General features: G+C 49.1%; 38 protein-coding genes and 1 riboswitch. Of the genes, 16 read left to right on the forward strand and 22 right to left on the reverse strand.

Features of this window, described 5'->3' with window-relative positions:
* Positions 1 to 10 precede the first annotated feature (10 nt).
* The 8 genes from SIC18_RS11145 to SIC18_RS11180 form a co-directional block, all read right to left on the reverse strand.
* The gene (locus tag SIC18_RS11145) at positions 11 to 352 is read right to left on the reverse strand and encodes a c-type cytochrome (RefSeq protein ID WP_048346741.1); all 342 of its coding nucleotides are present in this window, start codon (positions 350 to 352) and stop codon (positions 11 to 13) included.
* Positions 353 to 444: 92 nt separating this feature from the next.
* Positions 445 to 1,077, reverse strand: coding sequence for a HupE/UreJ family protein (locus SIC18_RS11150; RefSeq protein WP_413429658.1), 633 nt, complete (start codon positions 1,075 to 1,077; stop codon positions 445 to 447).
* A 12-nt stretch (positions 1,078 to 1,089) separates the two neighbouring features.
* Positions 1,090 to 1,239, reverse strand: a riboswitch (cobalamin riboswitch).
* A 9-nt stretch (positions 1,240 to 1,248) separates the two neighbouring features.
* Positions 1,249 to 1,533, reverse strand: a complete 285-nt coding sequence (locus SIC18_RS11155; RefSeq protein ID WP_413429659.1) for a DUF3721 domain-containing protein — start codon at positions 1,531 to 1,533, stop codon at positions 1,249 to 1,251.
* 139 nt (positions 1,534 to 1,672) lie between these two features.
* Positions 1,673 to 2,500 carry a metal ABC transporter permease gene (locus SIC18_RS11160; RefSeq protein WP_084764034.1) on the reverse strand — a complete coding sequence of 276 codons (828 nt, stop codon included), beginning with the start codon at positions 2,498 to 2,500 and terminating at the stop codon, positions 1,673 to 1,675.
* Between the two features lie 35 nt (positions 2,501 to 2,535).
* The gene (locus tag SIC18_RS11165) at positions 2,536 to 3,288 is read right to left on the reverse strand and encodes a metal ABC transporter ATP-binding protein (protein WP_048348214.1); all 753 of its coding nucleotides are present in this window, start codon (positions 3,286 to 3,288) and stop codon (positions 2,536 to 2,538) included.
* Positions 3,289 to 3,302: 14 nt separating this feature from the next.
* The gene (locus tag SIC18_RS11170) at positions 3,303 to 4,274 is read right to left on the reverse strand and encodes a metal ABC transporter substrate-binding protein (RefSeq protein ID WP_048346745.1); all 972 of its coding nucleotides are present in this window, start codon (positions 4,272 to 4,274) and stop codon (positions 3,303 to 3,305) included.
* A 42-nt stretch (positions 4,275 to 4,316) separates the two neighbouring features.
* Positions 4,317 to 4,475 (reverse strand): DUF2256 domain-containing protein, encoded by a 159-nt coding sequence (locus SIC18_RS11175; protein WP_071841223.1) that lies wholly within the window; start codon positions 4,473 to 4,475, stop codon positions 4,317 to 4,319.
* A 242-nt stretch (positions 4,476 to 4,717) separates the two neighbouring features.
* Positions 4,718 to 4,903, reverse strand: coding sequence for a hypothetical protein (locus SIC18_RS11180; RefSeq protein ID WP_071841224.1), 186 nt, complete (start codon positions 4,901 to 4,903; stop codon positions 4,718 to 4,720).
* Between the two features lie 153 nt (positions 4,904 to 5,056).
* On the opposite strand from SIC18_RS11180, the gene SIC18_RS11185 reads away from it, so the two are divergent.
* Positions 5,057 to 5,215 carry a hypothetical protein gene (locus tag SIC18_RS11185; RefSeq protein WP_245407333.1) on the forward strand — a complete coding sequence of 53 codons (159 nt, stop codon included), beginning with the start codon at positions 5,057 to 5,059 and terminating at the stop codon, positions 5,213 to 5,215.
* Between the two features lie 202 nt (positions 5,216 to 5,417).
* Here SIC18_RS11185 and SIC18_RS11190 read toward each other — a convergent pair whose 3' ends face one another.
* The 3 genes from SIC18_RS11190 to SIC18_RS11200 form a co-directional block, all read right to left on the reverse strand.
* On the reverse strand, positions 5,418 to 5,771 hold the full coding sequence (locus SIC18_RS11190; protein WP_413429660.1) for a hypothetical protein: 354 nt from the start codon (positions 5,769 to 5,771) through the stop codon (positions 5,418 to 5,420).
* Positions 5,772 to 5,792: 21 nt separating this feature from the next.
* Positions 5,793 to 5,942, reverse strand: coding sequence for a hypothetical protein (locus SIC18_RS11195; RefSeq protein WP_245407334.1), 150 nt, complete (start codon positions 5,940 to 5,942; stop codon positions 5,793 to 5,795).
* Between the two features lie 125 nt (positions 5,943 to 6,067).
* On the reverse strand, positions 6,068 to 6,463 hold the full coding sequence (locus tag SIC18_RS11200) for a hypothetical protein (RefSeq protein WP_084764036.1): 396 nt from the start codon (positions 6,461 to 6,463) through the stop codon (positions 6,068 to 6,070).
* 69 nt (positions 6,464 to 6,532) lie between these two features.
* On the opposite strand from SIC18_RS11200, the gene SIC18_RS11205 reads away from it, so the two are divergent.
* From SIC18_RS11205 to SIC18_RS11230, 6 genes are read left to right on the forward strand one after another with little or no spacing between them, the layout of a single operon-like run.
* Positions 6,533 to 6,829 carry a hypothetical protein gene (locus tag SIC18_RS11205; RefSeq protein WP_413429662.1) on the forward strand — a complete coding sequence of 99 codons (297 nt, stop codon included), beginning with the start codon at positions 6,533 to 6,535 and terminating at the stop codon, positions 6,827 to 6,829.
* Positions 6,829 to 7,566 (forward strand): DUF924 family protein, encoded by a 738-nt coding sequence (locus SIC18_RS11210; protein WP_048346751.1) that lies wholly within the window; start codon positions 6,829 to 6,831, stop codon positions 7,564 to 7,566. The genes SIC18_RS11205 and SIC18_RS11210 overlap by 1 nt, the downstream gene beginning before the upstream one ends.
* Positions 7,566 to 7,868: a hypothetical protein gene (locus tag SIC18_RS11215; RefSeq protein ID WP_048346752.1), complete on the forward strand. Its 303-nt coding sequence runs from the start codon at positions 7,566 to 7,568 to the stop codon at positions 7,866 to 7,868. The genes SIC18_RS11210 and SIC18_RS11215 overlap by 1 nt, the downstream gene beginning before the upstream one ends.
* Before the next feature lie 32 nt (positions 7,869 to 7,900).
* Complete coding sequence (locus SIC18_RS11220; RefSeq protein WP_413430541.1) at positions 7,901 to 9,088, forward strand: glycosyltransferase; 1,188 nt, start codon at positions 7,901 to 7,903, stop codon at positions 9,086 to 9,088.
* A gap of 48 nt (positions 9,089 to 9,136) precedes the next feature.
* Positions 9,137 to 9,664, forward strand: a complete 528-nt coding sequence (sodC, locus tag SIC18_RS11225; RefSeq protein ID WP_048346753.1) for a superoxide dismutase family protein — start codon at positions 9,137 to 9,139, stop codon at positions 9,662 to 9,664.
* Positions 9,661 to 10,476, forward strand: coding sequence for an alpha/beta hydrolase (locus SIC18_RS11230; protein ID WP_413429663.1), 816 nt, complete (start codon positions 9,661 to 9,663; stop codon positions 10,474 to 10,476). Before sodC ends, SIC18_RS11230 begins: the two co-directional genes overlap by 4 nt.
* 46 nt (positions 10,477 to 10,522) lie before the next feature.
* Here SIC18_RS11230 and SIC18_RS11235 read toward each other — a convergent pair whose 3' ends face one another.
* Positions 10,523 to 10,744: a hypothetical protein gene (locus SIC18_RS11235; protein WP_413429664.1), complete on the reverse strand. Its 222-nt coding sequence runs from the start codon at positions 10,742 to 10,744 to the stop codon at positions 10,523 to 10,525.
* 118 nt (positions 10,745 to 10,862) lie between these two features.
* On the opposite strand from SIC18_RS11235, the gene SIC18_RS11240 reads away from it, so the two are divergent.
* The 6 genes from SIC18_RS11240 (at position 10,863) to SIC18_RS11265 (ending at position 13,853) form a co-directional block, all read left to right on the forward strand.
* Positions 10,863 to 11,111, forward strand: a complete 249-nt coding sequence (locus tag SIC18_RS11240; protein WP_048348218.1) for a DUF2973 domain-containing protein — start codon at positions 10,863 to 10,865, stop codon at positions 11,109 to 11,111.
* A 188-nt stretch (positions 11,112 to 11,299) separates the two neighbouring features.
* Entirely contained in the window at positions 11,300 to 11,929 is a 630-nt protein-coding gene (locus SIC18_RS11245) for a methyltransferase family protein (protein ID WP_048346755.1), read from the forward strand.
* Between the two features lie 10 nt (positions 11,930 to 11,939).
* The gene (locus SIC18_RS11250) at positions 11,940 to 12,350 is read left to right on the forward strand and encodes a YccF domain-containing protein (protein ID WP_413429666.1); all 411 of its coding nucleotides are present in this window, start codon (positions 11,940 to 11,942) and stop codon (positions 12,348 to 12,350) included.
* Positions 12,351 to 12,588: 238 nt separating this feature from the next.
* The gene (locus SIC18_RS11255) at positions 12,589 to 12,816 is read left to right on the forward strand and encodes a hypothetical protein (protein WP_041426597.1); all 228 of its coding nucleotides are present in this window, start codon (positions 12,589 to 12,591) and stop codon (positions 12,814 to 12,816) included.
* 67 nt (positions 12,817 to 12,883) lie between these two features.
* Positions 12,884 to 13,114, forward strand: coding sequence for a hypothetical protein (locus tag SIC18_RS11260; protein WP_048346758.1), 231 nt, complete (start codon positions 12,884 to 12,886; stop codon positions 13,112 to 13,114).
* Between the two features lie 373 nt (positions 13,115 to 13,487).
* Positions 13,488 to 13,853, forward strand: a complete 366-nt coding sequence (locus SIC18_RS11265) for an AbrB family transcriptional regulator (protein ID WP_048346759.1) — start codon at positions 13,488 to 13,490, stop codon at positions 13,851 to 13,853.
* Between the two features lie 221 nt (positions 13,854 to 14,074).
* Here SIC18_RS11265 and SIC18_RS11270 read toward each other — a convergent pair whose 3' ends face one another.
* Entirely contained in the window at positions 14,075 to 14,269 is a 195-nt protein-coding gene (locus SIC18_RS11270) for a hypothetical protein (RefSeq protein WP_011619698.1), read from the reverse strand.
* Between the two features lie 344 nt (positions 14,270 to 14,613).
* Between SIC18_RS11270 and SIC18_RS11275 the strand changes: the two genes are divergently transcribed.
* Entirely contained in the window at positions 14,614 to 14,775 is a 162-nt protein-coding gene (locus SIC18_RS11275; RefSeq protein WP_157028579.1) for a hypothetical protein, read from the forward strand.
* A 1,887-nt stretch (positions 14,776 to 16,662) separates the two neighbouring features.
* Here SIC18_RS11275 and SIC18_RS11280 read toward each other — a convergent pair.
* From SIC18_RS11280 to SIC18_RS11305, 6 genes are all read right to left on the reverse strand, one after another.
* Entirely contained in the window at positions 16,663 to 16,947 is a 285-nt protein-coding gene (locus SIC18_RS11280) for a DUF427 domain-containing protein (RefSeq protein WP_048346761.1), read from the reverse strand.
* A 575-nt stretch (positions 16,948 to 17,522) separates the two neighbouring features.
* On the reverse strand, positions 17,523 to 17,909 hold the full coding sequence (locus SIC18_RS11285) for a hypothetical protein (RefSeq protein WP_048346762.1): 387 nt from the start codon (positions 17,907 to 17,909) through the stop codon (positions 17,523 to 17,525).
* Positions 17,910 to 18,362: 453 nt separating this feature from the next.
* Positions 18,363 to 18,602, reverse strand: coding sequence for a hypothetical protein (locus SIC18_RS11290; protein WP_048346763.1), 240 nt, complete (start codon positions 18,600 to 18,602; stop codon positions 18,363 to 18,365).
* A 603-nt stretch (positions 18,603 to 19,205) separates the two neighbouring features.
* Entirely contained in the window at positions 19,206 to 19,361 is a 156-nt protein-coding gene (locus tag SIC18_RS11295) for a hypothetical protein (protein WP_413429668.1), read from the reverse strand.
* An 83-nt stretch (positions 19,362 to 19,444) separates the two neighbouring features.
* Positions 19,445 to 19,633, reverse strand: a complete 189-nt coding sequence (locus SIC18_RS11300; RefSeq protein WP_006853144.1) for a hypothetical protein — start codon at positions 19,631 to 19,633, stop codon at positions 19,445 to 19,447.
* A gap of 551 nt (positions 19,634 to 20,184) precedes the next feature.
* Positions 20,185 to 20,379 (reverse strand): Nif11-like leader peptide family natural product precursor, encoded by a 195-nt coding sequence (locus SIC18_RS11305; RefSeq protein WP_245407364.1) that lies wholly within the window; start codon positions 20,377 to 20,379, stop codon positions 20,185 to 20,187.
* 171 nt (positions 20,380 to 20,550) lie between these two features.
* On the opposite strand from SIC18_RS11305, the gene SIC18_RS11310 reads away from it, so the two are divergent.
* Positions 20,551 to 22,014, forward strand: a complete 1,464-nt coding sequence (locus tag SIC18_RS11310; protein WP_413430543.1) for a glycosyl hydrolase family 57 — start codon at positions 20,551 to 20,553, stop codon at positions 22,012 to 22,014.
* A gap of 104 nt (positions 22,015 to 22,118) precedes the next feature.
* Here the strand turns inward: SIC18_RS11310 and SIC18_RS11315 are convergent, their stop codons facing one another.
* The gene (locus SIC18_RS11315; RefSeq protein WP_250395839.1) at positions 22,119 to 22,421 is read right to left on the reverse strand and encodes a TIGR03894 family protein; all 303 of its coding nucleotides are present in this window, start codon (positions 22,419 to 22,421) and stop codon (positions 22,119 to 22,121) included.
* Positions 22,422 to 22,470: 49 nt separating this feature from the next.
* Here SIC18_RS11315 and SIC18_RS11320 point away from each other — a divergent pair, with 49 nt between their 5' ends.
* Positions 22,471 to 22,848: a hypothetical protein gene (locus tag SIC18_RS11320; RefSeq protein ID WP_048348220.1), complete on the forward strand. Its 378-nt coding sequence runs from the start codon at positions 22,471 to 22,473 to the stop codon at positions 22,846 to 22,848.
* Positions 22,849 to 23,141: 293 nt separating this feature from the next.
* Here SIC18_RS11320 and SIC18_RS11325 read toward each other — a convergent pair whose 3' ends face one another.
* Positions 23,142 to 23,312 (reverse strand): hypothetical protein, encoded by a 171-nt coding sequence (locus SIC18_RS11325; RefSeq protein ID WP_245407339.1) that lies wholly within the window; start codon positions 23,310 to 23,312, stop codon positions 23,142 to 23,144.
* 232 nt (positions 23,313 to 23,544) lie between these two features.
* Complete coding sequence (locus SIC18_RS11330) at positions 23,545 to 24,354, reverse strand: prohibitin family protein (protein ID WP_245407340.1); 810 nt, start codon at positions 24,352 to 24,354, stop codon at positions 23,545 to 23,547.
* Positions 24,355 to 24,380: the final 26 nt, after the last annotated feature.

The raw sequence follows: 24,380 nt of genomic DNA on the forward strand, positions 1-24,380 counted from the left end.
CTTGGAGCAGCTAACTCCAGCCATGGCTGGCTTGATCTTCCACGTAGGCCGCAACATCCGCAATTTCATTTTCACTCAGCACATCCAAGAATGCAGGCATTGCATTACGCCCATAGGTCACTTGAGCCACAATTCCAGTCTCATGACCGGTGATGTAGTTGGGGAGAAAGGCCTCAAGGTCGTCCTGCCGCAAAGTCCTCTCACTCTTCACAATATTTCCACCGCCGGCATGGCATGCGGCGCAATTGGTAGTGAAAATCTGACCACCCCTCACCGTGTCAGACGCCATTGCACGCAGGGGCATGCTCAAGACCAGCACCAAAGCAAAAGCAACGGAGAGCAAAAAACGCATGGTGCCTCATATCAATTGTCACCATTCTCAGGAGATCTGAAGCACCGGTGGTGACGTTGCTGCAGATCGTTATGGAATGACTCTGAGAGTGGTTAAGCCACCAGTGCAGCCCAAGCGAAAGCTCCGCCAACACCGATCCAAATCCCTGCAGCAACACGTTTGCCCTGGTCGCCAAGAGCATTCAACAATCGCTTCGAGCCAAGGCTGACAGCTAGAAGCAAGGCGCCTTGGGCAATCAAAAGGCCTAAGAAGTAAGTGAGGAGAGGCGTGGATTCAGCTCCAACAATCGCCCCACCTAGCAGATACCCATGCAATCCAATCACCGGCAGTAAAAGTCCTGCAGGAATGAAATTGAGAGCGATCAAACCCTCAACCAGCAAACTCAGTGAGACGAGCGCCTCACCAGCAGGCTCAAGACTGGTGGGAAGGGGAAAGAGTTGCATCAAGACCGCGCCTCCAAGGGCGAATGCCAAAAGGGGAAGCACCCAAGCCATTGGGCGCCTAAGTCCGATAAATCCAATTGCCAGCAGAAAGAGGAGATGGTCAGGGCCGAGCAGGGGGTGGCCAATTCCACTGAGCAATCCCTGCAGCGCATTGATTTCACCTCCTTCCGGCATCGCGAAGGGGTGGTGGGCAAAAGCGGGCCCAGCCGTCGCGAGTAACAACCCACCTACAGCAAAAACTCCGAGACCGCGAAAGAGTCTGATGATTCGTTTGGACGTCAATGGTCGATCCTCGTCGATTGAACAAAAATCGGCGGGCGTTCTGACTTCTGCTGAAGAGTTTTCAGCAGTTCACAGCTGCGGGACAGCGACGGAATTTCACCATTCTTTCCCCGTTACCTCTAGTGACTGAATCCCACTAGAACCGATGAACTGGTTTACGTCAGTTCCAATTCAGTGTCCTGCACTGGAACCGTGGTTATGAGTATTGCAAGGCATCCATTTGTCCCCCATCTGATGGGCCCCCTTGCAGTTGAACAAAGTTGCGGCCTCCTCGGCTTCCGCCTTCGTGTCATACATCGCTTTGATGGGCTCAGTACCAGGTTTCGCTGGGGAGGGATCCTTCCCCATCGAAAGCAACGTTCTGCTGTGGTCAGAACCGATCTCGTGATGAGCAATTGCCGGAGTCGTCAAAGCCAGCAAGCTCAAGAGCAGTCCAGCGGATGGGGTGAGACGCATCTCAGGTTTGATTGCAACTCTCTGATTTTGATGCATCAGGCGCCGCTGGACAGTTTCCGCTAAACGCTGGGCTTCGTACGGTGCTGAATGTGATTGAGAATGATCTCAACGCTTCCATCCCACAGCTCACAAGCGGATCTTATGGATTGGGCAATCTTGAGATTGGCATCGACGATGCAAATCGATGGCGCAAAATCCCATGCTTAGGAGCAAAGAGGAACGCCATCACAAATAAACCTGTCTGTACAAGAACGATGCAACCAGCTGGGGAGCTATCAGTCCAATAACTTGTGTACACACCAAGAAGACTGGAAAGAATGCTGCTGCCAATCGCCAACCAACTCATTCGATCAAAGCGATCTGTTAGTAGATAAGCAGTAGCCCCAGGAGTGACCAGCATGGCAACCACCAAAATGATGCCTACTGTTTGTAAACCAGCAACCGCAGCAAGAGAGAGCACGGAGAGCAGCAGGTAATGGAGAACACCGGTGTTGATTCCAATCGAACGTGCATGCGTCGGGTCAAAACAAAACAACAACAGATCACGACGCAATAACAAAAGAACAGCCGTTACAAGACCTGAAATGAGTAGCGTTTGTTGAATATCAGCAATAGAAATACCAAGCACATTGCCAAAAAGAATATGAGTAAGATCAATATTGCTCCGCGTCTTCGAGACCAGCACCAGTCCTAAAGCGAAGAAACCAGTAAAAACAAGGCCTATCACCGTATCTTCCTTGATTCGGGATTTCTGCTTGACGAAGCCAATCATGGCAACTGATCCCACACCGAAGACAAAGGCCCCAACCGAAAAAGGCAGTCCTATGGCATAGGCCAGGATGACCCCTGGCAACACTGAATGAGAAACCGCATCACCCATCAGCGCCCAGCCTTTGAGGGTCATGTAGCAAGAAAGGAGACCACAAACACCACCAACGGTCGCACTGATCAACAGAGCCCGCACCATGAAGGCGTGATGAAGTGGCTCGAGCAAAAATGTATTCAAACGTCCTCCGAGGAACTATTTCCGGTCAACAAATCCGGAGGGAGGCCCCCAAAGGCCAAAGAAAGATTTTCTGGAGTAAACACCTCTGACGTTTCACCGTAAGCCAAGACCGTTTTATTGATTAGAACTGTTAGATCGCAAAAGTCTCTGACATGACTGAGATCATGCGTTGAAATCAAAATGGTGCGTCCTTCCTTACGCAACTGGAAAAAGAGCTCTGCCATCAACTTCTCGGTACGAACGTCCACGCCATTGAAGGGTTCGTCCAACAACAACACCGATGCGCGCTGTGCAATGGCTCTTGCCAAAAAGGTCCGTTTACGTTGGCCACCGGAGAGAGCAGCGATCGGACGATCCCTTAGATCAAGAAGCTCAACGCGCTCAAGGGCATGTCGAACCGCAACCCTGTCTGACTGCCGTGGGATCCGCAGCACATTCATGGCTCCATAGCGGCCCATCATCACCACATCCCAAACAGAGATCGGAAAATCGCAATCGATCCCTTCGTTCTGGGGGACGTAGGCAACAGCTTGATCTCGCTGAGCCCTAGACACACTGCGTCCGTTGATTTTGATGTGTCCACGCGAGGGACGAATAAAGCCAGTGAGGGCCTTGAAAAGGGTCGATTTACCAGACCCATTCATCCCTACCAATCCACAGATACATCCCGAAGGCAGATGAAGAGAAGCGTCGTAGAGAGCAACTGTGCCGTTGTAGTCAACACAGATCTGATCTGCCTCGATCCGCATCAATTCACTCTGGGTCATGAGGACTTTTCGGCGGAAGCAGCCAACCCCTGCCTAAGAAGTTTCACATTGTGGCGTTGAAGGTCGAGCAGAGTTGGCGCAGGACCGTTGCGTTTTGATAGAGAGTCCACATAGAAGCTGCCACCAAAGCGAGCGCCTGAAGCACGAGCCACCTCTCGTTGGGCTTTATCACTCACGGTGGTTTCACAAAACACCGCAGGAACTTGATCTCTCTTCACACGCTCGATCAACCTAGCCATTCGTCTCGGAGTGATCTGGCTTTCAGCATTAACAGGCCACAAATAAGCCTCCTCAAATCCATAATCTTGAGCTAAATAAGAAAATGCACCTTCACAGCTGACCAAAACCCGCTGTTTTTTGGGAATAGCAGCGAGGAGGTTTCGTAACTCGGTATCCAAGTTTTCCAATTGGAGCTTGTAGCGTTTGCCATTGTCTCGATAGATCTGGGATCCCTCTGGATCAAGATCAGAAAAGGCATCGACGAGTTGATCAACATATCCCTGAGCCCGTAAAGGTGACATCCAGGCATGGGGATTGGGCTTACCGGCATAGACATCACCCTCAATGAGCAATGGCTGCATCCCCTGGGTGAGAGTGACAGTGGGCACATCTCCAGCTGATTGAACAAAGCGACGGGCCCAAAGTTCTAATCCCAACCCATTTTCAACGATTAAATCTGCTCCTGATGCTTGTTCTAAGTCCTTAGGAGAAGGCTCATAACCATGAATTTCTGCACCCGGTTTGGTAATCGATTTCACCTGCAAACGATCACCAGCCACCTGACGAGCCATATCAGCAAGGATCGTAAATGTTGTCAAAACGACTGGACGATCATCAGAAGCGGTGCTGGTTTTATCAGTTAAATCACCTTGTTTTGAGCATGCAACAACTAAAGGCAAGGCGACGGCAAGAGTTGTCACCTGCCGCAGAAGACGTGATCTCAATGTCTTTGACAGAAAGTTGTTCATAGTCTTCAAAAGTATTAAATCAGCAGGTCGAAGAACATTGATTTATGAAGATGATTTTGCTCCACCAGACCCTCGTCGGCGTCTACAGCGCTCTGAGCAGTAACGAACCTCCCCCCAAACGTCCTTCCATTTGCGACGCCATTGGAAAGGGCGACCACAAACAACGCATATTTTTGTGGGGCGATCCAGTGGTGGCACCATCAGGCAGTCAAACCGATATGGGAAGGCTGAACAGGATTTGAAAACCTCCAGATTTCTATCCTAAAGGCTGACGATGCTGGAACGAGACCACAGAACCAGGTACAACAGAATTCAATCAAAATGGCCTCAAATCAAGGCGTACTAACGCCAAAACAATGGTCCAACTTTATTGCTTTAATGAATAAAATAAGATCGTTATTTTGGTCAACCCAGCCAACGCATATCAGCCAACACTTTGATCCCTAGGAGTCGTCATCAGATGAATCTGTCCAGCGCCGCTCCACTTGAACAAACAGCAGCCAGGCCAAGGATGCTTCTGCTCCCGTAACCCAATCCGAGCGCAGCAACGCCACCAATGCCAAAGTGCTTGCCACGATTCGCAATGCTCGTAGGCCAAATCGGCTGTACTGGCGCAAGCGATCGTTCATAGCTGAAGGCAAGAGGCATCGGCATCAAAACCAAACGGAGCGAAGGGAGAAGCCCAGCCGCTGCCATCACTGAGCTGAGGGGAACCGAACGAAAAATTGCACGCGGTCGCGAACCCTGACGCATAGCTTTACAGAACTTCATCACACCGCGCCATGGTCGAGATTTATTTAGAGGCCACCTTGCACAACCAAATCAGTGTTGAGCACTATCGCGAAGTTTTGCTGAACCGCGGATTGGACGAGACAGACCAAAAACTGAGGAGCAATCTGCTGAAACGCATTGAAGCCGGAACGATTCAGCTGTCATCCTGACTAATCTGTTCAAGCAGATCTTATGTTCCAAACCAATGACCCCCGCTTCTGGAGAGCGGTTATCGGAATCATTTCATTGACATTAAGCTGCGCACTGGCTTGGCTGATCCTTAAACTCTGATTTTTTTGATCAATCAGGGGCTTAATGCTACAAACCTCAACCAAAACCAGAAATTCAGAGAATTGGCAAACAATTGACCTCCTAAAAAAGAAAATTTGCAAGAATCATCATCAAAAATCCAAAAGCTAAAATTGATAAAATCAGCAAAAAAATCAGAGTGCTGCCAGCAATCAAGGCGAAACGTTTTGCTGTGCCTGGAAACAGTAGATAAAAACTAAGAGCTGCCGCAAGTCCCCAAAGAGGTGGAATCAAGACACACACCCCGGTCAAAACAACGAGACGCACGCGTCGATGTCGTTGCTGTTCGATCAGCCTCAACGATTGAGTCTCCTCCTCTTCCAAGGCCAAACGCTCTTCATCGCTGAGCCAGCGTCCGAACTGTTGCGCCTGCTTGAACTCACGTTCAAGTTTGTCCGTGCTGGGAAAAGGATCCATCGAACTAATTTATCGCCGTTTTCAACGGGGGCTTCGCTCCCAGGCCCGTTCGAGTGACTCTCTGATCGCTTTGCTCGAAGGCTCAGCCAATCCATTGTTTCGACGAAAGGCTGCTGTAATCCGCCAGAAACGGGTCGCGCAAGCAATCGCGACGACGAACCAAGCGAACAAGATCCAGGCAGAACCGTGCACGACAACGTTGTGAATACCCCCATGATGGTGGTTGTGGGGATTTCGTCGATGAACGGCAAGCTCGTAGTTGGGGCCATCGCACTGTTTGTGAGCGCAGTTGCGATCTATGAATTCTTGTTGTTGAGAGGGTTAGCACCCTCGAGCTGAGCCACACAGGAATACGTTTCAATGGACGCTTTCCTTTGGCGGAATTCAGGATGATCAACATCCTCCACCCGCCACCACCAACGCCCATCGGTGTAGCTGGGTGGACCAGCATTGTTGGTGCGTGGCAGTTGCAAGTTGAGGTCTCGCCAGTGGAGAACAATCCCATCGCCAGGCACGGTTCCATCAGAACTATTGGGGATCGGTTCCAAAACAGTGCCGATTGCCTCCTGACCCAAATTGGTCCGCTCGGCAGTCAGCAGGTCTCCCTCACACCAATAGCTTTCAGCAAAGACAGCAGTACATGGGGCGAGCCAAAACAACACCCCCAGGCAAAACGAAAACAGAGAGCGCAAAGCGAGCGAAGTCGTTCACACCACCCAAGCACCAAACACGACAGAGTGTTGTGAAGTCGGAGCCTATTGATGATCCCTACGAAAGATCAGGTGCTCGCCGCATCCGCTGGCTGGGTGGCCGTTGTCTTGAATGTGGTGCCCGGACTTGAAGCCGGTTACTTATATCAACGACGTTGGAAGGCTTACTGGATCACCTCCGTACTGGCCACAACCTGGTTTGTTGCTGGTGCCGTGTTAGCTCAGGACGCCGCAACGGCAGCTGAACCACAAAACCAACTCGTTGGACTGATCGGTTTGATGGTGCTCGCCGCTGTAACCAGCGCTGAAGCAGGCATCGCTGTGAAGGCAGTCCGTCAAAACAGCTAATGCAGACCAGCCCGAATGCGGTACTCCGCTTCTGGTTTCATGACTGTCGCCCGCACCAATGGTTTCGCAGAAATGCAGACTTTGACGCAGTGGTGTTGAGACGCTTCGGCAAGCTCACATGCTCAGCCTTGGGGGGTGAACTCAGCCACTGGGAGCAGAACGCGACCGGTGCACTAGCGCTGGTTTTGATGATGGATCAATTCACGCGACAACTGTGGAGAGATGAACCCAGAGCCTTCGCTGGCGATGCTCACGCCCTAAGGCTTACCCACAAAGCGATCGAGGAAGGATGGATCGCCCAAGAACCAGAACAGGTGCGTCGCCAGTTTTGGTTAATGCCGATGCTCCACAGCGAGGAGTTAGCAGACATTGAGGACGCGGTTTCCTTCCTGGAGCGTTGGAGCGACCCAGCCACAGTTGCAGTCGCTTGTCGCAACAAGACCTTGATCCAACGCTTTGGACGTTATCCCCAACGCAATGCGGCACTGGGCAGACTCTCCACTCATGAGGAGTTGAGGTTTTTAAAGGATTGGCATTCACGTACCAAACAGAAACGATTCCAATTTCACGCTTGTGACCAATGCTCTAGACAAGGTCCAATTCACTACAGAGTGAAAACAGCAGAGCAACCAAATTGGCAATTTGCATGCCCTAGCTGCTGGAACAATCTGCAACACCAACCTGGTTATCAATACGGGGGAACGCGAAAAGCAAACCGTCGTGAGCGACAACGTTGATGCGCCATGAATTCATCACATCAACCAGTGAGAATGAAAAAGCTCTGAAAACAAAAAAGCAATGCGAAGCCTCTTTACCTCTCCATGAACAAAACCTGTCTTGGACCCGTGGGATAAGGGTTAAGCGTGATGGCTTTAAAACCATGAGCCCGATGTTTCAGTGTTTGCTCTGTCGGCAAACGATCGAACGTTCAACCCGTGCCTATTGGAAACATAAGGGGCATCTGCTTTGCTCCACCTGCAAAGACAACATCGAGGCAGAAGTTCGTCAAAGTAGGCAGCAGACGCCGCCAAGCTCTTGAACCTGATCCAGATTGTGGCTTGGGTTGCAGGCATGACAGCTCTAGCGGCTGGGATAGGCCTAACCATCCTTCTCTTAGGCCTACAACGCGTCTTTGCCTCAGCTCCAACGCTCTGGCACAACAACGATGAGCAGATCACGGACACCAGTCTCACCGTTGTCATCCCAGCCTTCAACGAGGCGAACAACATTGAGGCTTGTCTGACTCACTTACTGATGTCAGACAAGCCGTGTTCTCACTGGGAGGTGTTGGTTGTCGACGATCAGTCCAGCGACAACACCGTCGAGATTGCGGAACAGACAATCTGTACCGTCGCTAGTGCTGACCAACCCTGTGCAGCCGTTCTCCAAGCTGGCCCGCGACCGACAGGAGAGCGCTGGGTGGGAAAAAACTGGGGTTGCAGCCAAGCCATGGAGCGGGTCCGAAGCGAATGGGTGCTGTTCATTGACGCCGATGTGACCTTGGCGCCCGATGCCATCCGTCGCGCACTCCACCAGAGCATCAACGAAAATGCCGATTTGTTCAGCTTGGCTCCACGTTTGACCTGTGGATGTCTTGCCGAATGGATGGTCCAACCGATCATTGCGAGCTTGTTAGGACTTGGATTTCCGATCCTTGAAGCCAATGACCCTGCTTCAAAGGTGGCCTTTGCTGCAGGCCCTTTCATGTTGTTCCGCAGAAGCAGCTACAACTCCATCGGCGGCCACAGGGCCCTCGCAGGAGAGGTTGTGGAGGATCTGGCCTTGGCGCGTCGGATTAAGGAGGGGGGATTCCGCTTGAGATACGTCCTTGGAATTGATGCCGTCGATTTACAGATGTACGCCAATTTCGAGGCTCTCTGGGAAGGCTGGAGCAAGAACTGGTTTCTCGGTCTAGATCGCAGCATCAGCAAATCCCTGGGAGCTGGAGGTGTGGTGCTGTTGATGTTCACGCTGCCATGGCTCCTTCTACCGACCAGCCTGACGATGGCGTTTCTGAGCAACCACGATCAGATCCTATGGCTCATTGATGCGGGTTTCGGATTGATTGCAATCTTGATGCAGCTCAGCGTTCGCCTCTGGACCCAAGCCCGTTTTTCGGTGCCATTGCGACACTGGTGGCTGATGGGCATCGGCGGAGTGATCATCGGGCTGATCGCACCCACTTCCGTTTGGAAAAGCTTGACGGGGAGGGGCTGGACCTGGAAAGGACGATCCCTTGCAGAGGCTCAGGCGCTCTAGCGGTTAGAGCCACTATCCAGACAAAATAAAAGCAACCGTACAAACCCCATGTACCGACTTGGTGCACTCTTGGCTCTGTGCCTGGCATTGCTTATGCCTGCAACAGTGCAAGCCAGCACAATTGAACTCACGATGAATCTCATCAACACCGAGGGAATCGGTGAATCCATCGGCACGATCAGTGCCCGGGATACAGACCAAGGCTTGGTGATCATTCCTGAACTCAGTGGCTTGAGCGAGGGCGAGCATGGGTTCCACTTGCATGCCGGCGATCAGTGCGCTCCACAAACCAACTCCGAAGGAGCCTCCATTGCAGGGCTGGCAGCTCTAGGACATTGGGATCCAGACGAAACCAACACCCATCTCGGACCTTTTGGGAATGGACATCGCGGTGATCTCAGTCGATTAGTGGTGGACCGAGATGGCAACACCACAACAAGCGTGGTGGCACCACGACTTAAGGCCTCCGATCTTCGCGGCCGCGCTCTTGTGGTGCATGCAGGGGGAGACACCTACTCCGACACGCCACCGCTGGGAGGAGGCGGTGCTCGAATCGCCTGCGGTGTGGCGTCTTGAGCTCATCTCGCCTGCTCCTCATTCATCCCATTGGCGTTGGCCTATCCAGTCGATTTTGGGATCGATTCATCACCTGTTGGCGAGCCTCTGACCACACGACTACCTTGCTCGCACCTGACCTGCTCGGTTGCGGAGTCAATGAGCATTCCAATCAACAGCTTGCCCCCGAAGATTGGGCGACATCACTGATCGATCTGCTGAGAGAACACAACAACACCCCAGCGATTCTTGTCTCACAAGGAGCGTCGCTTCCAATCGCTTTAGCTGTGATCGAGATCGCCCCTGAACTCGTGGCTGGCTTGATCGCGATCAGCCCACCAAGCTGGCGCATTCTTGAGGAACCTTTTCCAAGAATGCAATCGCAACTCCTCTGGAGATTGCTGTTTCAAGGAGCAATCGGGTCTCTGTTTTTCCGCTACGCACGCCGCCGCAAATTTTTAAAATCATTTTCGGTCAATAATTTATTTGCAAGCTACGAAAATGTTGATGCTGAATGGCTCGACATGCTGGATCAAGAAGCAGCCAATATGACGACACGCTGGGCAACATTTTCCTTTTTAGCTGGTTTTTGGAGACGCAACTGGACCAAGCAATGGCAAGACATCAAGAAACCTATATGGCTGCTATTCGGGCAGGAGGCAACCGGGATTGGCCGTTCCGAGTATTGGGATGATGCACAAGATCGCATCGACACTTATGCGCGGGAGATGCCGAATGCTTCGAGTGCAACGATTCGCGGGAGAAACGTTCTTCCCTATGAATCAACGGCTGAGTGTGTGAGCCAACTCCAAAGCTGGTTGCTGCACAACTAAACCTGCATCAAATCCAGCACGAGCGCGACACTCTGCGAGCGCTCTCCTAAGCCAATGGCTGACCTTCATGGGGGGAGACGTCTCGCATGGCCTCAGATGGATTCAATGAACGCGCTAAAGCCAACAGGCCAGCGGCAAGCACAGTTTCACCTTCAAGCTGCATCATGCGGTGGAGGCTGATGACCTCGCTGTAATCAGCAGCAGCAGTTCCATTGATCAGACCGCGAGCGGTGCATCGAGCCACAGCCAGTTGAAGGGAGATCGTCATGATCTAAAGCTGGCCCAAAGGATCAGCAAAACCACCGAAGCTTCCAGTTTCCAGCTGATTCACAAACACAAATCAGCAACAAACCTGTTAACGTTTCTTAACATCAGGGATGCATGGCATGCTTTCGACACTTTTCCCCTTGGCCTACGGGACTGTCTTCGTATTCCTTTTGATTCAAGCCTTTCGGATGATGCGCTTGAGCCCTGGCCCCTCTAGCCCTGCTCATTCAAGACGCCGCGCAGACCGTACTGGACTGTTGACAACCCATCCAGAACTGCTTGATGCGAATGGATCCATCACAGATGAAGACCTGTTGGTAGTCCACTTCCCAGGCTTGGACCAACCTGAGGCTTCCCTCACGGATTGAAGATCCGCAAAGCCGCATTCAGAATGGGGGAACAACTCTCGAGCCCATGACCCTCAACCATTTTCTGATCTTCTTAATTATCGGAATTGCCATAGCAGTGATAACAAGCGCAACTTGGATTTGGTGGATACTTGCGATCTGCACAGCCTTGGTTGTTATTAAACTGTTAATGAAATAACTCGTCAGACATGGCAACGCAATTAACAGCAATCAACTGGGCCAAAGTGGTCACAATTGCACTAATTCTCTTATTAATCCCACTCTTTGGCATCCATGGGCAGCGACAGATACTCTACGCATGCATGCACATCAGCTACTGCATATGGTGGCTGCTAGAACAAAAAATCTATCCTGATCGTTGCAAGCAGATTTTCACAGAAAAGGTTGATACCAGTGCATTCATAGGGGCACTCCTTATTGTTGGTATTTTTTATTCACTACCAGCCATTTTAGCTTTCACCAATCCGACAGAGATCTCGATAGCAGCCACCGCAACTGCCATTCCACTTTTTTACTTTGGCAGCTTGATTAATACCGCCGCCGACATCCAGAAAACAACAGAAAAAGCAGCTGGCACAGGCTTGGTTCGCACGGGCATCTGGAGCGGGGTAAGGCATGTCAATTACACAGGTGATTTAATGCGTTATTTAAGTTTTAGCGTTGTAGCCGGATCCCTTTGGGCATTTTTAGTGCCATTATCAATCTTCGTTTTATATGTACAGAGAATCCGAGACAAGGAATCTTCGATGAAAAACAAATATCAAGACTTCTCAGATTACAAATCAAAAAGTTTCCGTTTGATCCCTGGAATTTGGTAAGAATGAACTCATGGTTAAATCAATCCTCAATATTCTTTGGGTCATCCTTGGCGGATTGCCCATGGCATTGGGCTGGTGGTTAGCGGGTCTTGTCTCTGCCATCAGCATCGTGGGCCTTCCATGGAGCCGATCATGTTTTGTGATTGGTCAATTTGCTCTGTGGCCTTTTGGTTATGAAGCTATCAACCGACGCGATCTGAGCGGACGCATTGATCTAGGCACAGGCCCAATGGGACTCATCGGAAATGTAATTTGGTTTTTAGTGGCGGGCTGGTGGTTAGCGATTGGCCATCTCACCTCAGCACTGGCATGCTTCGTCTCCATCATTGGGATCCCCTTCGGAATTCAACACATCAAACTCGCTCTGATTGCCATAGCTCCGATCGGAATGACCATCGTTCCAGCTCAACGCACGAACTAATCCAGAGGAGCTATCCACGAGGCACAAAACCATGAATCCAGAAGTCCGACAATTCGTGATCGCTCAGCTTTTGGTGATCGTGATTCCTGTTGGAACCCTGTTTGCAATCTGGATCAGCATGCTGCGCTGGAATGACAAACACTGAGGGAGGGGATGAGACAGCTTGCAACTGAGGTGGTCCTTCAGGACATCCGTTGCCAAGCTGCAAACAACGAGCTTGCCAATAATCAGAATTGCAATGAACATTCCAAGCGACTTTCAAGCCTTTTCCAACGTCCACGCCATCAGAGACGGCAGTGCATTCATCAATGTGCTCGGCTGGATGTGGACCGAAGACAAAGGCGTCCAGTATCTCGCCTGGGACGGAAGCATCTACTCAGCAAGTTCGATCGACGGGATCAGCCCGCAAGCGTCACACCAGATGTATCGAACAGCAAACTCCCTGGAAAAGCTGGCGGATCAGTAGGCAAACGGACAGGGTTGCAAACTGACAGCAAAACGTGCCAGAACGAAGGAACGCATGTCTTTGGCAGATGACCAGCACAGCTCAACGCACGATTCAGACCACAACAGGCGAAGACATGCTGATTGATGCCTTACGAGGGATCAAAACAAAACCAGAGCTCAAGCTCTTGCAAGAGCGGCTGACATCCAACCCAGCCAATCCTCCACTGTTCAATTGGGTTTGCAACTTATTGATCGAACGACGGATCTCGCGAGGTCTAGCCGCGCGGGTTTTGTCGCAATTGCATGACGAGGAGTAGGCCGATTAGGCCAGAGACCGGTGGAGGCCCAAGCGTCCCTGTTCCGCCTGATGGCTTTGGATACAGAAACTCAGGATCCAACACATCAGTAAGACCTCTCACAAAAAAGTTAAAGACCGACAACCTAGAGGCAGAAGGATCTAAGCCACATCATCAACAGGAAAACCAACAGCAAAGGGAAAGAGGAGGAAGGGACAGAGAGGTTGTAGCTTAAGCAGTCAAAATCCATAAAAATACAAAGAAGGACAACAAACGACTCGATCGACATCAGCAGCAGGACGGAAGAAATACACAAATGGAAGTCAAATCAATCCAATAAGTTGACTTAGATAAGGATGGGCTGTTAGTAATAGTTTGTTGAAGCTTTTCTCAAATGCTGACTGGTGCAGACCTGCTCGCTAAGGTCAAAGACCTTGGCGATGTATCCAAAACCGATTTAGCCACGCAGTGCGGCTATGTTTCCCAGAAGAAAGATGGAAGTAATCGAGTGAACTTCACGGCATTTTATGAAGCTCTCCTCAATGCAAAAGGCATTGATCTCGGTGGCGGAGCAGGGGGAATTGGTAAAGGTGGACGAAAACTGAGCTACATCGCCAAAGTTCAAGGCAATGGAAATCTGTTGATCGGAAAAGCCTATACAGCAATGCTTGAGCTCAATCCTGGCGACAATTTCACCATCAAACTAGGGCGAAAGCAAATTCGACTGATCCCAGAAGGCACGGAAGACACCGAAGAATAATCGCTATCATTTGCAATAAAAAAGAGGCTAGCAAAGCAAGCCTCTTTTTTATTGCAAATGATTTTTAAAACATTTTAGAAAGCAATTGACAAACAATCAAATTATTGATCGCAATAATTTTGACAGCCAATGACTTGAAGAGGGAAAAAGATCAAACAAAGATCAACGTTGACAAGCAAGAGGCTGCGACAGCCAATCCAGCCTTAGAGAATAAAGCGTCGTCAAACGTTGTCCCATTTAATTTTCCCGTCAAGGAGCTCCATCAGTTCCTCAAGCTTTTGATTCGTCACGCGAACATCTGCAGCATCTGGCATAGTGCCCTCCTCGATGAGAACGTTGTAGTGCTCTCGACACATATTGCGAAGTTCCTGCAGGCGCTTCTTGGTAATGGTGCGCTTCTCTTCTGCTGTTGCCATGCTTGAATCCTTGACCTATGGACAGTCTGCCTTATGGGGTGCAACAGAAGACTGATCTGGGCCAGTGAGCTCATCAACCTAATCACTGAGAACACCTAGGAAATCAACGAAAAAGCCGAGGAGAGACCGCAGAAAGACGACAATCACCCGCGACGATGCTCAGCCAATGGATTATTCCAGCGAAAAAACGATAAAGCGGTGCTTCAAAAACACTTTGAACAAACAAAACACTTCTACAAAGGCGCAATCAGAACATCGAATACGTCACAACACATCCATATGAAGAAAATTTGATCAACACACACTCATTAAGCCTTGAGGCAAAACGCCGATCCCGTAACCGGGTGTCGCCTGTCATTGGCTATGACGAGTCACCCACTTTGCATGGCGACTCCGACTCTCGATTTCCCAACGACGCCACTCCGTTGCAGAAGCAGGTGCCGCAGACGACATCAAGGCTGGATCAGTCCAATAGTCAGGTGAATCGAGAGTGGATTGATCGATAGGGCAACAGGGTCCGTGGATCACGCCAGATAACTACAGATTTTCTTCATCTTGCCTCCCTGGGCTGCCGTTTCGCAATGCTTGCGAGAAAGAATTCACTTCACCACCCTGGACAAGGGGCAGGGCATTCAGAGTCGCACAGCGCAGCACTCTCCCTAGAGAGCCTTGGATCAGGGAAAACCAATGAGGAAACAGCGAATTACAGAATTTCTGAAGGGTAAAGCCAAGAATGAGCCCGTTCTGAGTTCAAGATCCAACGTAAGCTCAAATACCTAATTGATTGGTCGATGTCCGCACCTCTTCAGAAATATGAGTTGTCGTCGATGAAGTGGGCGTCGAATGGAGAGCTCTCGACCCATGACATCCATAAGTTGCTTAGGAAAATGAATCAGGCACAAGCTTTTGAGCGACAAATCCGGTGCCTGGAACCCACAGAAAATCCAAAATAATTTGGATGCGGATACTCAGAAGTTAGTTCAACTCTTGGCACAGATACGCGCTAATTCAAGTGAAACTAAATAAAAAATACAGAAATGCCTTTGAATAGTCAAAAAATTTTTCTGATCCCAAGGTTAATCAGTAGATCGAACGTTTTTTAGCCAATCAAGGCCAGCATATCAATAACGGAAAAAGCTTGATGTACACGATTGAACACTTGTCTGATGAAAGCTGGACACCTGAAGTAACCAGAGAGACCGAGTTCAAAGCATTTGTAGATGCTCGGACCAAGTGTTTGGCTACAGGGAAGATTTATAGAGTCGTGGACGACAAACGGAATGTAAGATACACAATCACTCTCGATGCCTGCAAAAAGCAACTTTTTTCAAATCATTAATTGCTTGTGCCTCAAGGTCGTACCTGCAAGGCTGGGAGAGCTTCTTGCAGCTCGTCTGAAGAATCAGAATCGCTAATGCCATTGGTCAGCTGAAATGCTAAAGCAGCTAAGCCAAGAAAAGCCAAAATAACGACTATGAGCAAAATTTTTGTTGGTGACATGAACGGCAGTAGGTTCTTTGGAATCTAGGATATCGATAAAAATTCAGGCCATTCACCTCTCTTAAAGCATTAAGCCACCAGACTGAAGACAAATCATGAAGTCCAATGGCTGATTCATCCAATGGAGTATTAATCGAATCCTTAATCAATAAAGACTTCGACGAAAGGACGTAAGCCTACCGAGGCATAAAAAAACAGACTTATCAAAGAATCCTAATAAACCACGTCCATCGCAGACAAAAAACCGCTCATCGCAAGAGCGGCCTCTAACCAAGCAATCCCCATCACCCGGCCTTTTGCACCACATGGAGATGTGATGTGTAGATCATAGTGACAACACACTCAAGCAGAGCACGAGTATCGATTCACTCAAGATTGTGACTAAATTATGTAAAGCAGTCACAAGGAAGATCAAGCAAAAAGAAGAAGCAGATCAACGACTCATACGATGTATGCAGTGAGGAAAGAGCAAACAGCATCTTCTCACCTCTGTTACTGATACTAAAGATGGATTCAGCTCATTTAGGGGAACGCAATAAGTTTCTGACTTGAAGAACCAACATCCTAAATAACCCACAACTCAAGCAAAGAGTTAAGTCATTACAATTGAGTATTCAACTCGCTCATCGGAGCAGCATAAATCCCCATAAAAGCTCTCTAGCTCATCATAGGCATCGTCGTAGCAAGTAAACCTTAACTGAGTGATCGAATCTTCCTGAAGATCATCACGAACAATGCGATAGATAGGATCGTCTTCATCTGGCATTGCATTCGGCCGAAGAGCCTCACCTGATTCATTTTTCATAAAGTCGCATTATCAGCCAACAAAGTAATAATACAATCAGAAAGAACCCTGAGTTGAAATAGATTGAAAGCAATTTACTTCCATTGAATCAAGAAACGTCTACACCCTTTCCGGATAAAAAAGCAAATCGATAACGTATCGCTTCGGCATCAGGCTTTGGAGTCTCATAGCTCCAAGCCACATTCGTCAGAATTTGCTCATCAACAATCAAATCCCAGTAGCGAGCCTTACCCTTCCAACCACACACCGTCGTGTGCCGAGAGTCGCGAAAGTATTGAACTTGCATTGATTCACGGGGAAAATAAGGATTTCCATCGACATAAACGATATCGTCGCTTTCAGCAAGAACACTACCGTTGAAAATTGCTTTCATTGAAAACCAGTTTTTTCCATATTAAGTAGCAATGTGCTGAGGTGTGAGGATTCGCATCACAAACACCAATGAAGCTGGGTCAGGAAATGTCCAATAAAATGATCAAACTCAGACTCACTTCATAAATTCTTAAAGGAAAATTCTAATCTATGTTGCTAAACATCAACTCATCGACGTTATGAGACCAGACAACGAACCAGATTTTTATTCTCTACAAAAATCTATTTCGATCTGAAAAGGAACAAGAGAAAAAGGAGCGCAATGGTCCGATGTTGACTTAGACCATGAGTAACTGAGTCAATCCAGTGGCCTTTCTCAGCAGAATTTGCGCAACATCCAAAGGTTCAACAATCGATGCCGTTGGGAATGGGAAATACCGAGTCTGTGACAAGGAATTCACTTGTTCAGAGGTTGATGGATTGTGGAAAGCCTATGAAGTGCTAAGAACTCAGGAGCAGCGAGTGAGCTAACAGTTGTGTGGCAGTCCACTTCTCTGAACCGGCTTCCACTCCAACAAAACGGTTAGCGCATCAGCAATCTCAGTAGCAAACAGACGTGACCCCAAATCCTTGGGGTCAGTAACATGCATCCCCTTGCTTGAGCTTATAAGCAGCTTCAGGGTATGCATTCTTCCAGATAACGCAATTCTTCTCTTCCTGAGACAAACTTGTAAATTCATTTACGGGAGAGGAAGGAGTGGCTGGTAGATCTTTATCTTGCAGCGGTTTAACATCAGCTGCTTGTGACTTTTCGACACTATTATGAGTTTCACGATCAAGGAATGATTCTTCCAAATAAGGTTTTGACTCGGATTGAGTCACTTCCCGCTGGGGTGAATCCAACTGTATTTCACTATGGAATTGAGTTCCGATCAAAGTTGAGCCAAGATAAAAGCCTATTAAGGAGAAACCGATTCCTACCAATAATTCGATTCTGTTAACTGAGCGCAATTTTTTGAGCATATTCTTCCCACAACCCTACAAACATTAGAAATAAAATTATCTCAAGTCAAGCTTTGACGACTAAAATTATTCTATGATTTCAAGAAATAAGCAAAAATGCCTAACCAAAGATGGGGCAATCATCCCCTGGATTGAGCATCATCTTTACTCTGAACCCAAGCAATGACTTCAAAAGACTAAAAAAAAGACCAAACCTCGCTTAACCGAAAATGCATGATTAAATTTCCAAAAAAATTCAGCAGAAAGGGTTAACAGCATAATACTTTGAAGGAATAGTCAATCACAAAAATTTTTCGGACTAATCAATGATCGAAACAAAGAGACTCAAACAGAGATCCAGTGAAACAGATTCTAGACTTAGCCTTTAGGCGAAAATTTGAATAATCAGCTTCAATTCATATCAAACAATCTCGCCATGCGTAGAGGTGCAGTTGTCACACCTCTCAACCATGATCAACGATGGCGACCAAGAGGTTCAATCCAATCGACCAGCACCTCACGATGATGCAGCCAGCGTTCTGAGACACGACAACCAAGATTGACCTGACCCTCGTCCATGAGACGGCCTAAACGAATAGCAGCTGCTTCTTCAGGCCGTGAGAAGGTCTGGAGGTGATTTGTCAGCCATGTGACCTCATCTTCCGTAATGACCCCCGTAGAGAGGGTTTCGAGCACAAGTTCGCCGACGGTCATGGGATTTGTAACAACTTCGTTACATCCTGGCGCAACGGCGGCCCAACCGTGGCCCCCATTCCTCATCAAGAGTTTTTAGGCTGGCTCTCTCTACAGGAAAATTCATGCAAGCCACTCTTGCTCAGCAATTCGAAACAGAATCAATCAAGAGACAAATTGACTCGACGACTGATTTGGCTGAACTCCAAGCACTAGCCAGACATCTTGCAGATCTCTATCTGAAGCAACGCGTTGCCACTGCCTGGGTCATAGCAAATAAGTGATTTAACCAATTTCAAGTTCTTCTTTTTGAAGGACTCCTAATGTGTTGCTTTGGTCTCAAGATTTAACACCAGTGCCCCCTGATTCGATTGAGACGAAAAGGCATTTTCACCAGATTGACGAAAACATATTGACGACTGATACACCATAAAAATCAGGCTCTCAGAAAAAGCTTCTTCAAATGATTCGAGCTCACAGTGACCTATGACCACCTGTCAAGCAAGATTCAGCGCTTATCAATTGCCCGTTTGCCTTACAGACCCCCGTCCACATCCGGTCCCTCCCAAAAACCTTGAGACATTTTGAGGCGACTGCTCAAGGGATTGGACGTCCCTCACCAGATCAAAGCTGAAAGACGGTTCCAAGCACGCTGGCTGGATGCTCAGACTTCTCTGCAGTTCGACGCTCTAGCTGAGCAATCATCACGAGATGAGCCGTGAATCGAATCGCTGACAGCAACGCCAAGCCAATACAGAGAGGACAGTGAGTCAAAGTCATAAAAGCAATTTTGGAGCCAGTTCATGCCTCTGACTCCGATCCTTGCCATTTCTTGACTTAATGGAAGATTCGACAGCTGATCTTCAGAAGCGGCACCCAACCTCATGGATGAGGTCAATACTGTTGGGCCATCGCCGAATGTGCTCGTAAAACTCCATGGCAAGGATGCGAGCCTCCCAAGCGTCGGACGCGTAGAAACAAGCCTCTTGTTTGCTGCCATCAGACATCTTGTAGCGAATCGTGAAATGTTTGTAGTGACTGAAATAAGCCATCGGTTAAGCCACCATTTCGTGATCAGTCTGAATCGCGGTCGAGCCAGAGCGATTCATGATGCAAACCATCTCATCCAAAGGGTTGAGGACTCTCGCAGATTGTCCCTCCTGTTGGCTGAGGGCATGAGCAGCTCCAAAAGCCTCGATTTCAGTGGCTCTGGATCCATGATCCGTCCAGCCGGAGGAGCCCAGCTCTTGAATTCTGTACATCAATGACGATTCGTATGTACACAACTTATGCACCCAACCTGCAAAACACGGTACAAACCACCCACATTGATCAGAAGTCTTCGGGATCACGGATGATTGATGTGGTGATAGACACAAATAAACGCGATTTTTCAAGATTTCATCACATTCAAAGGAAATACAAGCGACGAATAGAACTCGTTGGGCATGCATGCAAAAGACCAATAAAAAGGCCGTGACCCCCCGGCCACGGCCCACGAGACGCATTCATTGAGCTTGATCTGAACCCTTCCAATTGGGCTCTTTCGTTATGGCGCATGCAATCTCCCAGATACATCAGTGTTTGTACTCAGAAGCTTCACTCAGTAACGGTGTGGATATTCACCAGGATGATCGACACGATGAACCCTCATCCCTTTTAAAGACTTACCGGATAGCAACAGCAGCTCGCTACCAGACACGGGATAGCCTAGCTCCTGAGCGATCATTGCAACCTCAGCAGCTGTCATTGCCGACTGAACGCGGCTTTGCAAACGAGAATCCCTTTGCAAGTGCACCAAAAAGGACTGGAGAGAGCTCAAATCAGATGTCCCATGTCCTTTTTCTCCGCTAGTGAATCACGAAAGGGAACCACGACGAGAGTCGACGCAAGCACAAGAACAACCGGAATGACCAACTGAAGCGGTCATGACATGACGGGCAAGGGTCGATGGAGTACGAATCAAGGCATGACCCATCACCCATCTCCAGCGATTGCTGGCCGAGAAACCGATTTGCATTCCCTTTTGCAGAATCGCAAGCCTATCTGGATACAACACACAAATCTGAGGCTTGAGGGGATCAGCTCAGCGTTCGCCTGTGCCCTGCACATGCATCAGCCCACGATCCCTGCCGGCAAAAGCGGAGAACTGGTCTCCCATTTGCAATACATGGTTGAAAACCAGGGGGAAGGCGACAACCACAACGCGGAGCCCTTCGCGCAGTGCTATCGACGCATGGCTGATCTCATTCCTCAGCTGATCAGCGAAGGATGCAATCCGCGAATCATGCTCGATTATTCCGGCAACCTTCTCTGGGGAGTTCACCAGATGGGTCGTGAAGACATCACAGGCTCACTGCGCTATCTCGCCTGTGATCCGACCATGCAACGCCATGTCGAATGGCTGGGTACGTTCTGGAGCCATGCGGTCGCGCCATCCACACCCATTCCCGATCTCAAACTTCAGATCAGTGCCTGGCAACACCAATTCGTTGATCTATTCGGGGAAGAAGCACTCCAGAGGGTGAAAGGGTTTTCACCTCCCGAAATGCATCTACCCAACCACCCAGATACCCTTCATGCCTTCATCCAGGCACTCAATGACTGTGGTTACAACTGGATGATGGTTCAAGAACACAGCGTCGAAAACCTGGATGGTTCACCTCTTTCCCAGTCACAGAGGTACCTCCCCAACCAACTGGTCGCACGCAGCTCAACAGGAGAGGTTACACGGATCACGGTGTTAATCAAGACACAGGGATCCGACACGAAACTGGTGGGTCAAATGCAGCCCTATTACGAAGCGCTCACCCTTGGACAACAACCGCTGGGAAGCAGAAACATTCCTTCCGTAGTAACGCAAATTGCTGATGGAGAAAACGGGGGGGTCATGATGAATGAATTCCCGGAGGCGTTTCTGCAAGCACACCGCAAAGCGATGCATCAGAACTCACAGGAAGACAGCGGACAAGCCCAAACGGTGGCGATCAACGGCAGCGAATGGCTCGAGCTTCTCGAGCAGGAAGGGGTGAAAGCTTCCGATTTCCCTGCAGTGCAAGCTGTCCATCAACACCGGCTCTGGAAGCAGGTAGGCAGCTGTTCGAATCGTGAAACCGTCGACGCAGCAATCGATGACCTCAAAGCCAGTAACAGTGGATTCTCAATGGAGGGAGCCTCTTGGACCAACAACCTGAGTTGGGTTGAGGGGTACGACAACGTTTTGGAACCAATGAACCAATTCAGCGCAGCCTTTCATCAACATTTCGACCAGCAAACGGCAGAGGATCCATCGTTCACGACAAGCGAGAGGTATCAACAAGCATTACTGCATCTGCTTTTACTGGAGACAAGCTGCTTTCGTTACTGGGGCCAAGGCACTTGGACGGAGTACGCACGCACCATTCACAGCCGAGGCCAGACTTTGCTGAGTTAATGCCGTTCAATGACCTCGAAGGCAGCCCAGAAATGCGGTCTGCCATCCATTGGATCAGGACGAAGGGACTCGATCAACACAGATGATCGACCATCCCTTCATGATCAACCAGCAGCACGTGATCGACGACGCACCACTCGGCGACCATCAGGTGTCTGCTCCACATCAGGCTCGCTGTCAGCACTGGTTGTGACATCTTGACCCTCTGGTTCATTCTCAGGCGGTTCTTGCTCAGCAATGAGACCCACAACAACCGCAGCCTGAACCTGATCGGACAGATCGCCAATCACCATCAGAGCCTTGAGGGTGAGCTCCAATCGAGATTCGCGAGGCAAACCTGGGCGGAGCTTCTTGACAGAACCCCATAACTCCATTCCAACTTCTTTGAGTAGCTCTTTGTCTGCCATCTAAATTATTGTCAATCACATCAACTTACCGAACGAACGGTTGGAGGGGTTGCTGAAGACACTGGTGTACGACGGTGGATGTCCTTTCTGCAAAGCATTTGCCTTGCGAAGCGAACTGAAGGGGGGGGTTCCGGATCTCCTGATCCGAGATGGAAGGCTTGAACATGGTCTCCGAAACGACTTACGTCGACGGGGATTCAATTTGAGTGAGGGAGCCGTATTAATAGACGGAGATCAGATTTGGCACGGAAGCGAAGCAATTTCTATTCTCTGCAGCGAGCTGAAACCGAGCGACCCTCTTTTGGTATTACTGAATGGGCTCTTTCGGAATAAGAAACGAGCCAGTCTTTTGTATCCAGGGTTGCTTGCTGCTCGTCAACTCGCTCTAACACTCAAAGGGTTGCCTGTTGATCCAGACCGAGCCTGAGACGTTTGATTGCGCTGCTCTTCCAGATCCATTTGATAAGAAAACTCGCGAATCTCAGCTTGCATCTCTAGGAGCATGACCACGAGTGAACGTGCCAGATCCTTGCCAAAAGAATTCTGCATAGATGACGCTCGACACAGGTCATAGTTCTTCTAGTGGACTTGAACACCCGTTCGTGGAAACGGTGTGGTTGCTGTTACACAGCTCAATACTCTTTAATTCAATAAGGATGGTGGACCAACAAAGAAGCCTGGACCTCGCATCAAAAAACCGCTCAAAAAATGATTGGATTGTCACAGCAACAGTCCCCTGGCTGGGGGCCTCTGCTTGGGAAGCTGAAAGCCCTTTGGCGAACGTTGTGGAACGACTCGATAGCGAACACGAACTTGCGTTTTGGATGCGCAGTGAGTGAGCACACCCAAGAACAACACCACAAATAGCCCCCTCAAAACACGATGATTCACGCCCTCACCTCATCAGGACAGGCACCACAGCAAGAAACGTCATTCCCGAGGATCAAGTTGCGTGCATGAATAAAATTCACAACGATTTGATCTTGATTTGATCACCATAACCAGTCCTCAAAAGGATTGAACGATTGAAGAAATAAGAATTCCGGACAAGAATAAATTTCAAACAATCATGATGACAATTCAATGAAACCTGACTGGACGAGAGCTTGCTCTTAAAAAGCATTTATTTCTTAGAACTAACGATCACCGAAGGGGCACCACCATTGGTTCCTGGCAATCCAGGAACGACCTGGGTCATCCCATCCCACTTATCAAGAAATAGTTTGTACAAAACACGATCATCAAGGCTTTGGTTCAAGGTGTCGTAGCGTAAAGCCTCTTGCTCAGCAATTTTCACCTCAGTTTGAGCTCTGAGAAGTTGCTGCTCAGCAATCTGTTTCTGCTCAATTGCTGCCCGATACTCTTCAGCGATTTCCAAACCAGTGAGATCTAAGCCTAGCACTTTTACATAGTCAAATTGGTCAAGCTCATCGGCAACTGTCTCAGCAACGAGAGTTGAAATATCATTCCATTCGGAGGCGATTGTGACCAGTTCATACTGAGAAAAAACAGACTTAAGTGCTTTCAACAACGAAGGCTGAATAATTCTTGGATAGACATCGCGATCACTGCTGGCGATCGTGCTGTAAGCACGACCAGCTTGATCAGCTCTCAGTGCATATTTGATGGTGGCCGTAGCCTCAATCACCTGCAGATCCTTCGTCAAAGTCGCAAAGTTTTCAGGCCGTACCTGCGTACGGATACTGAAAGGCCAAACCTGCTGAACAAGTGGGATCTTGGCATTTAATCCAGGCTGGCGAGGAGCACCACTGACCTTGCCCAGTGTCGTTACAACTGCAACTTGACCAGCTGGCACAACAAACAAGGCCTGAGCAAGCAAAAGCAAAGCAGCTAAGACGAGACCAAGGATTGCGACCAGCCCTCCCTCAGGCCCTCCTGGGGTCACCGAACGCATTTGGGATGGGGTCTGCATGGGAAATGTTGTCCACTAGAACTTTT

Origin of the sequence: Synechococcus sp. Cu2B8-bc1011 (assembly GCF_047302735.1) — a bacterium.
GTDB lineage: Bacteria > Cyanobacteriota > Cyanobacteriia > PCC-6307 > Cyanobiaceae > Synechococcus_C.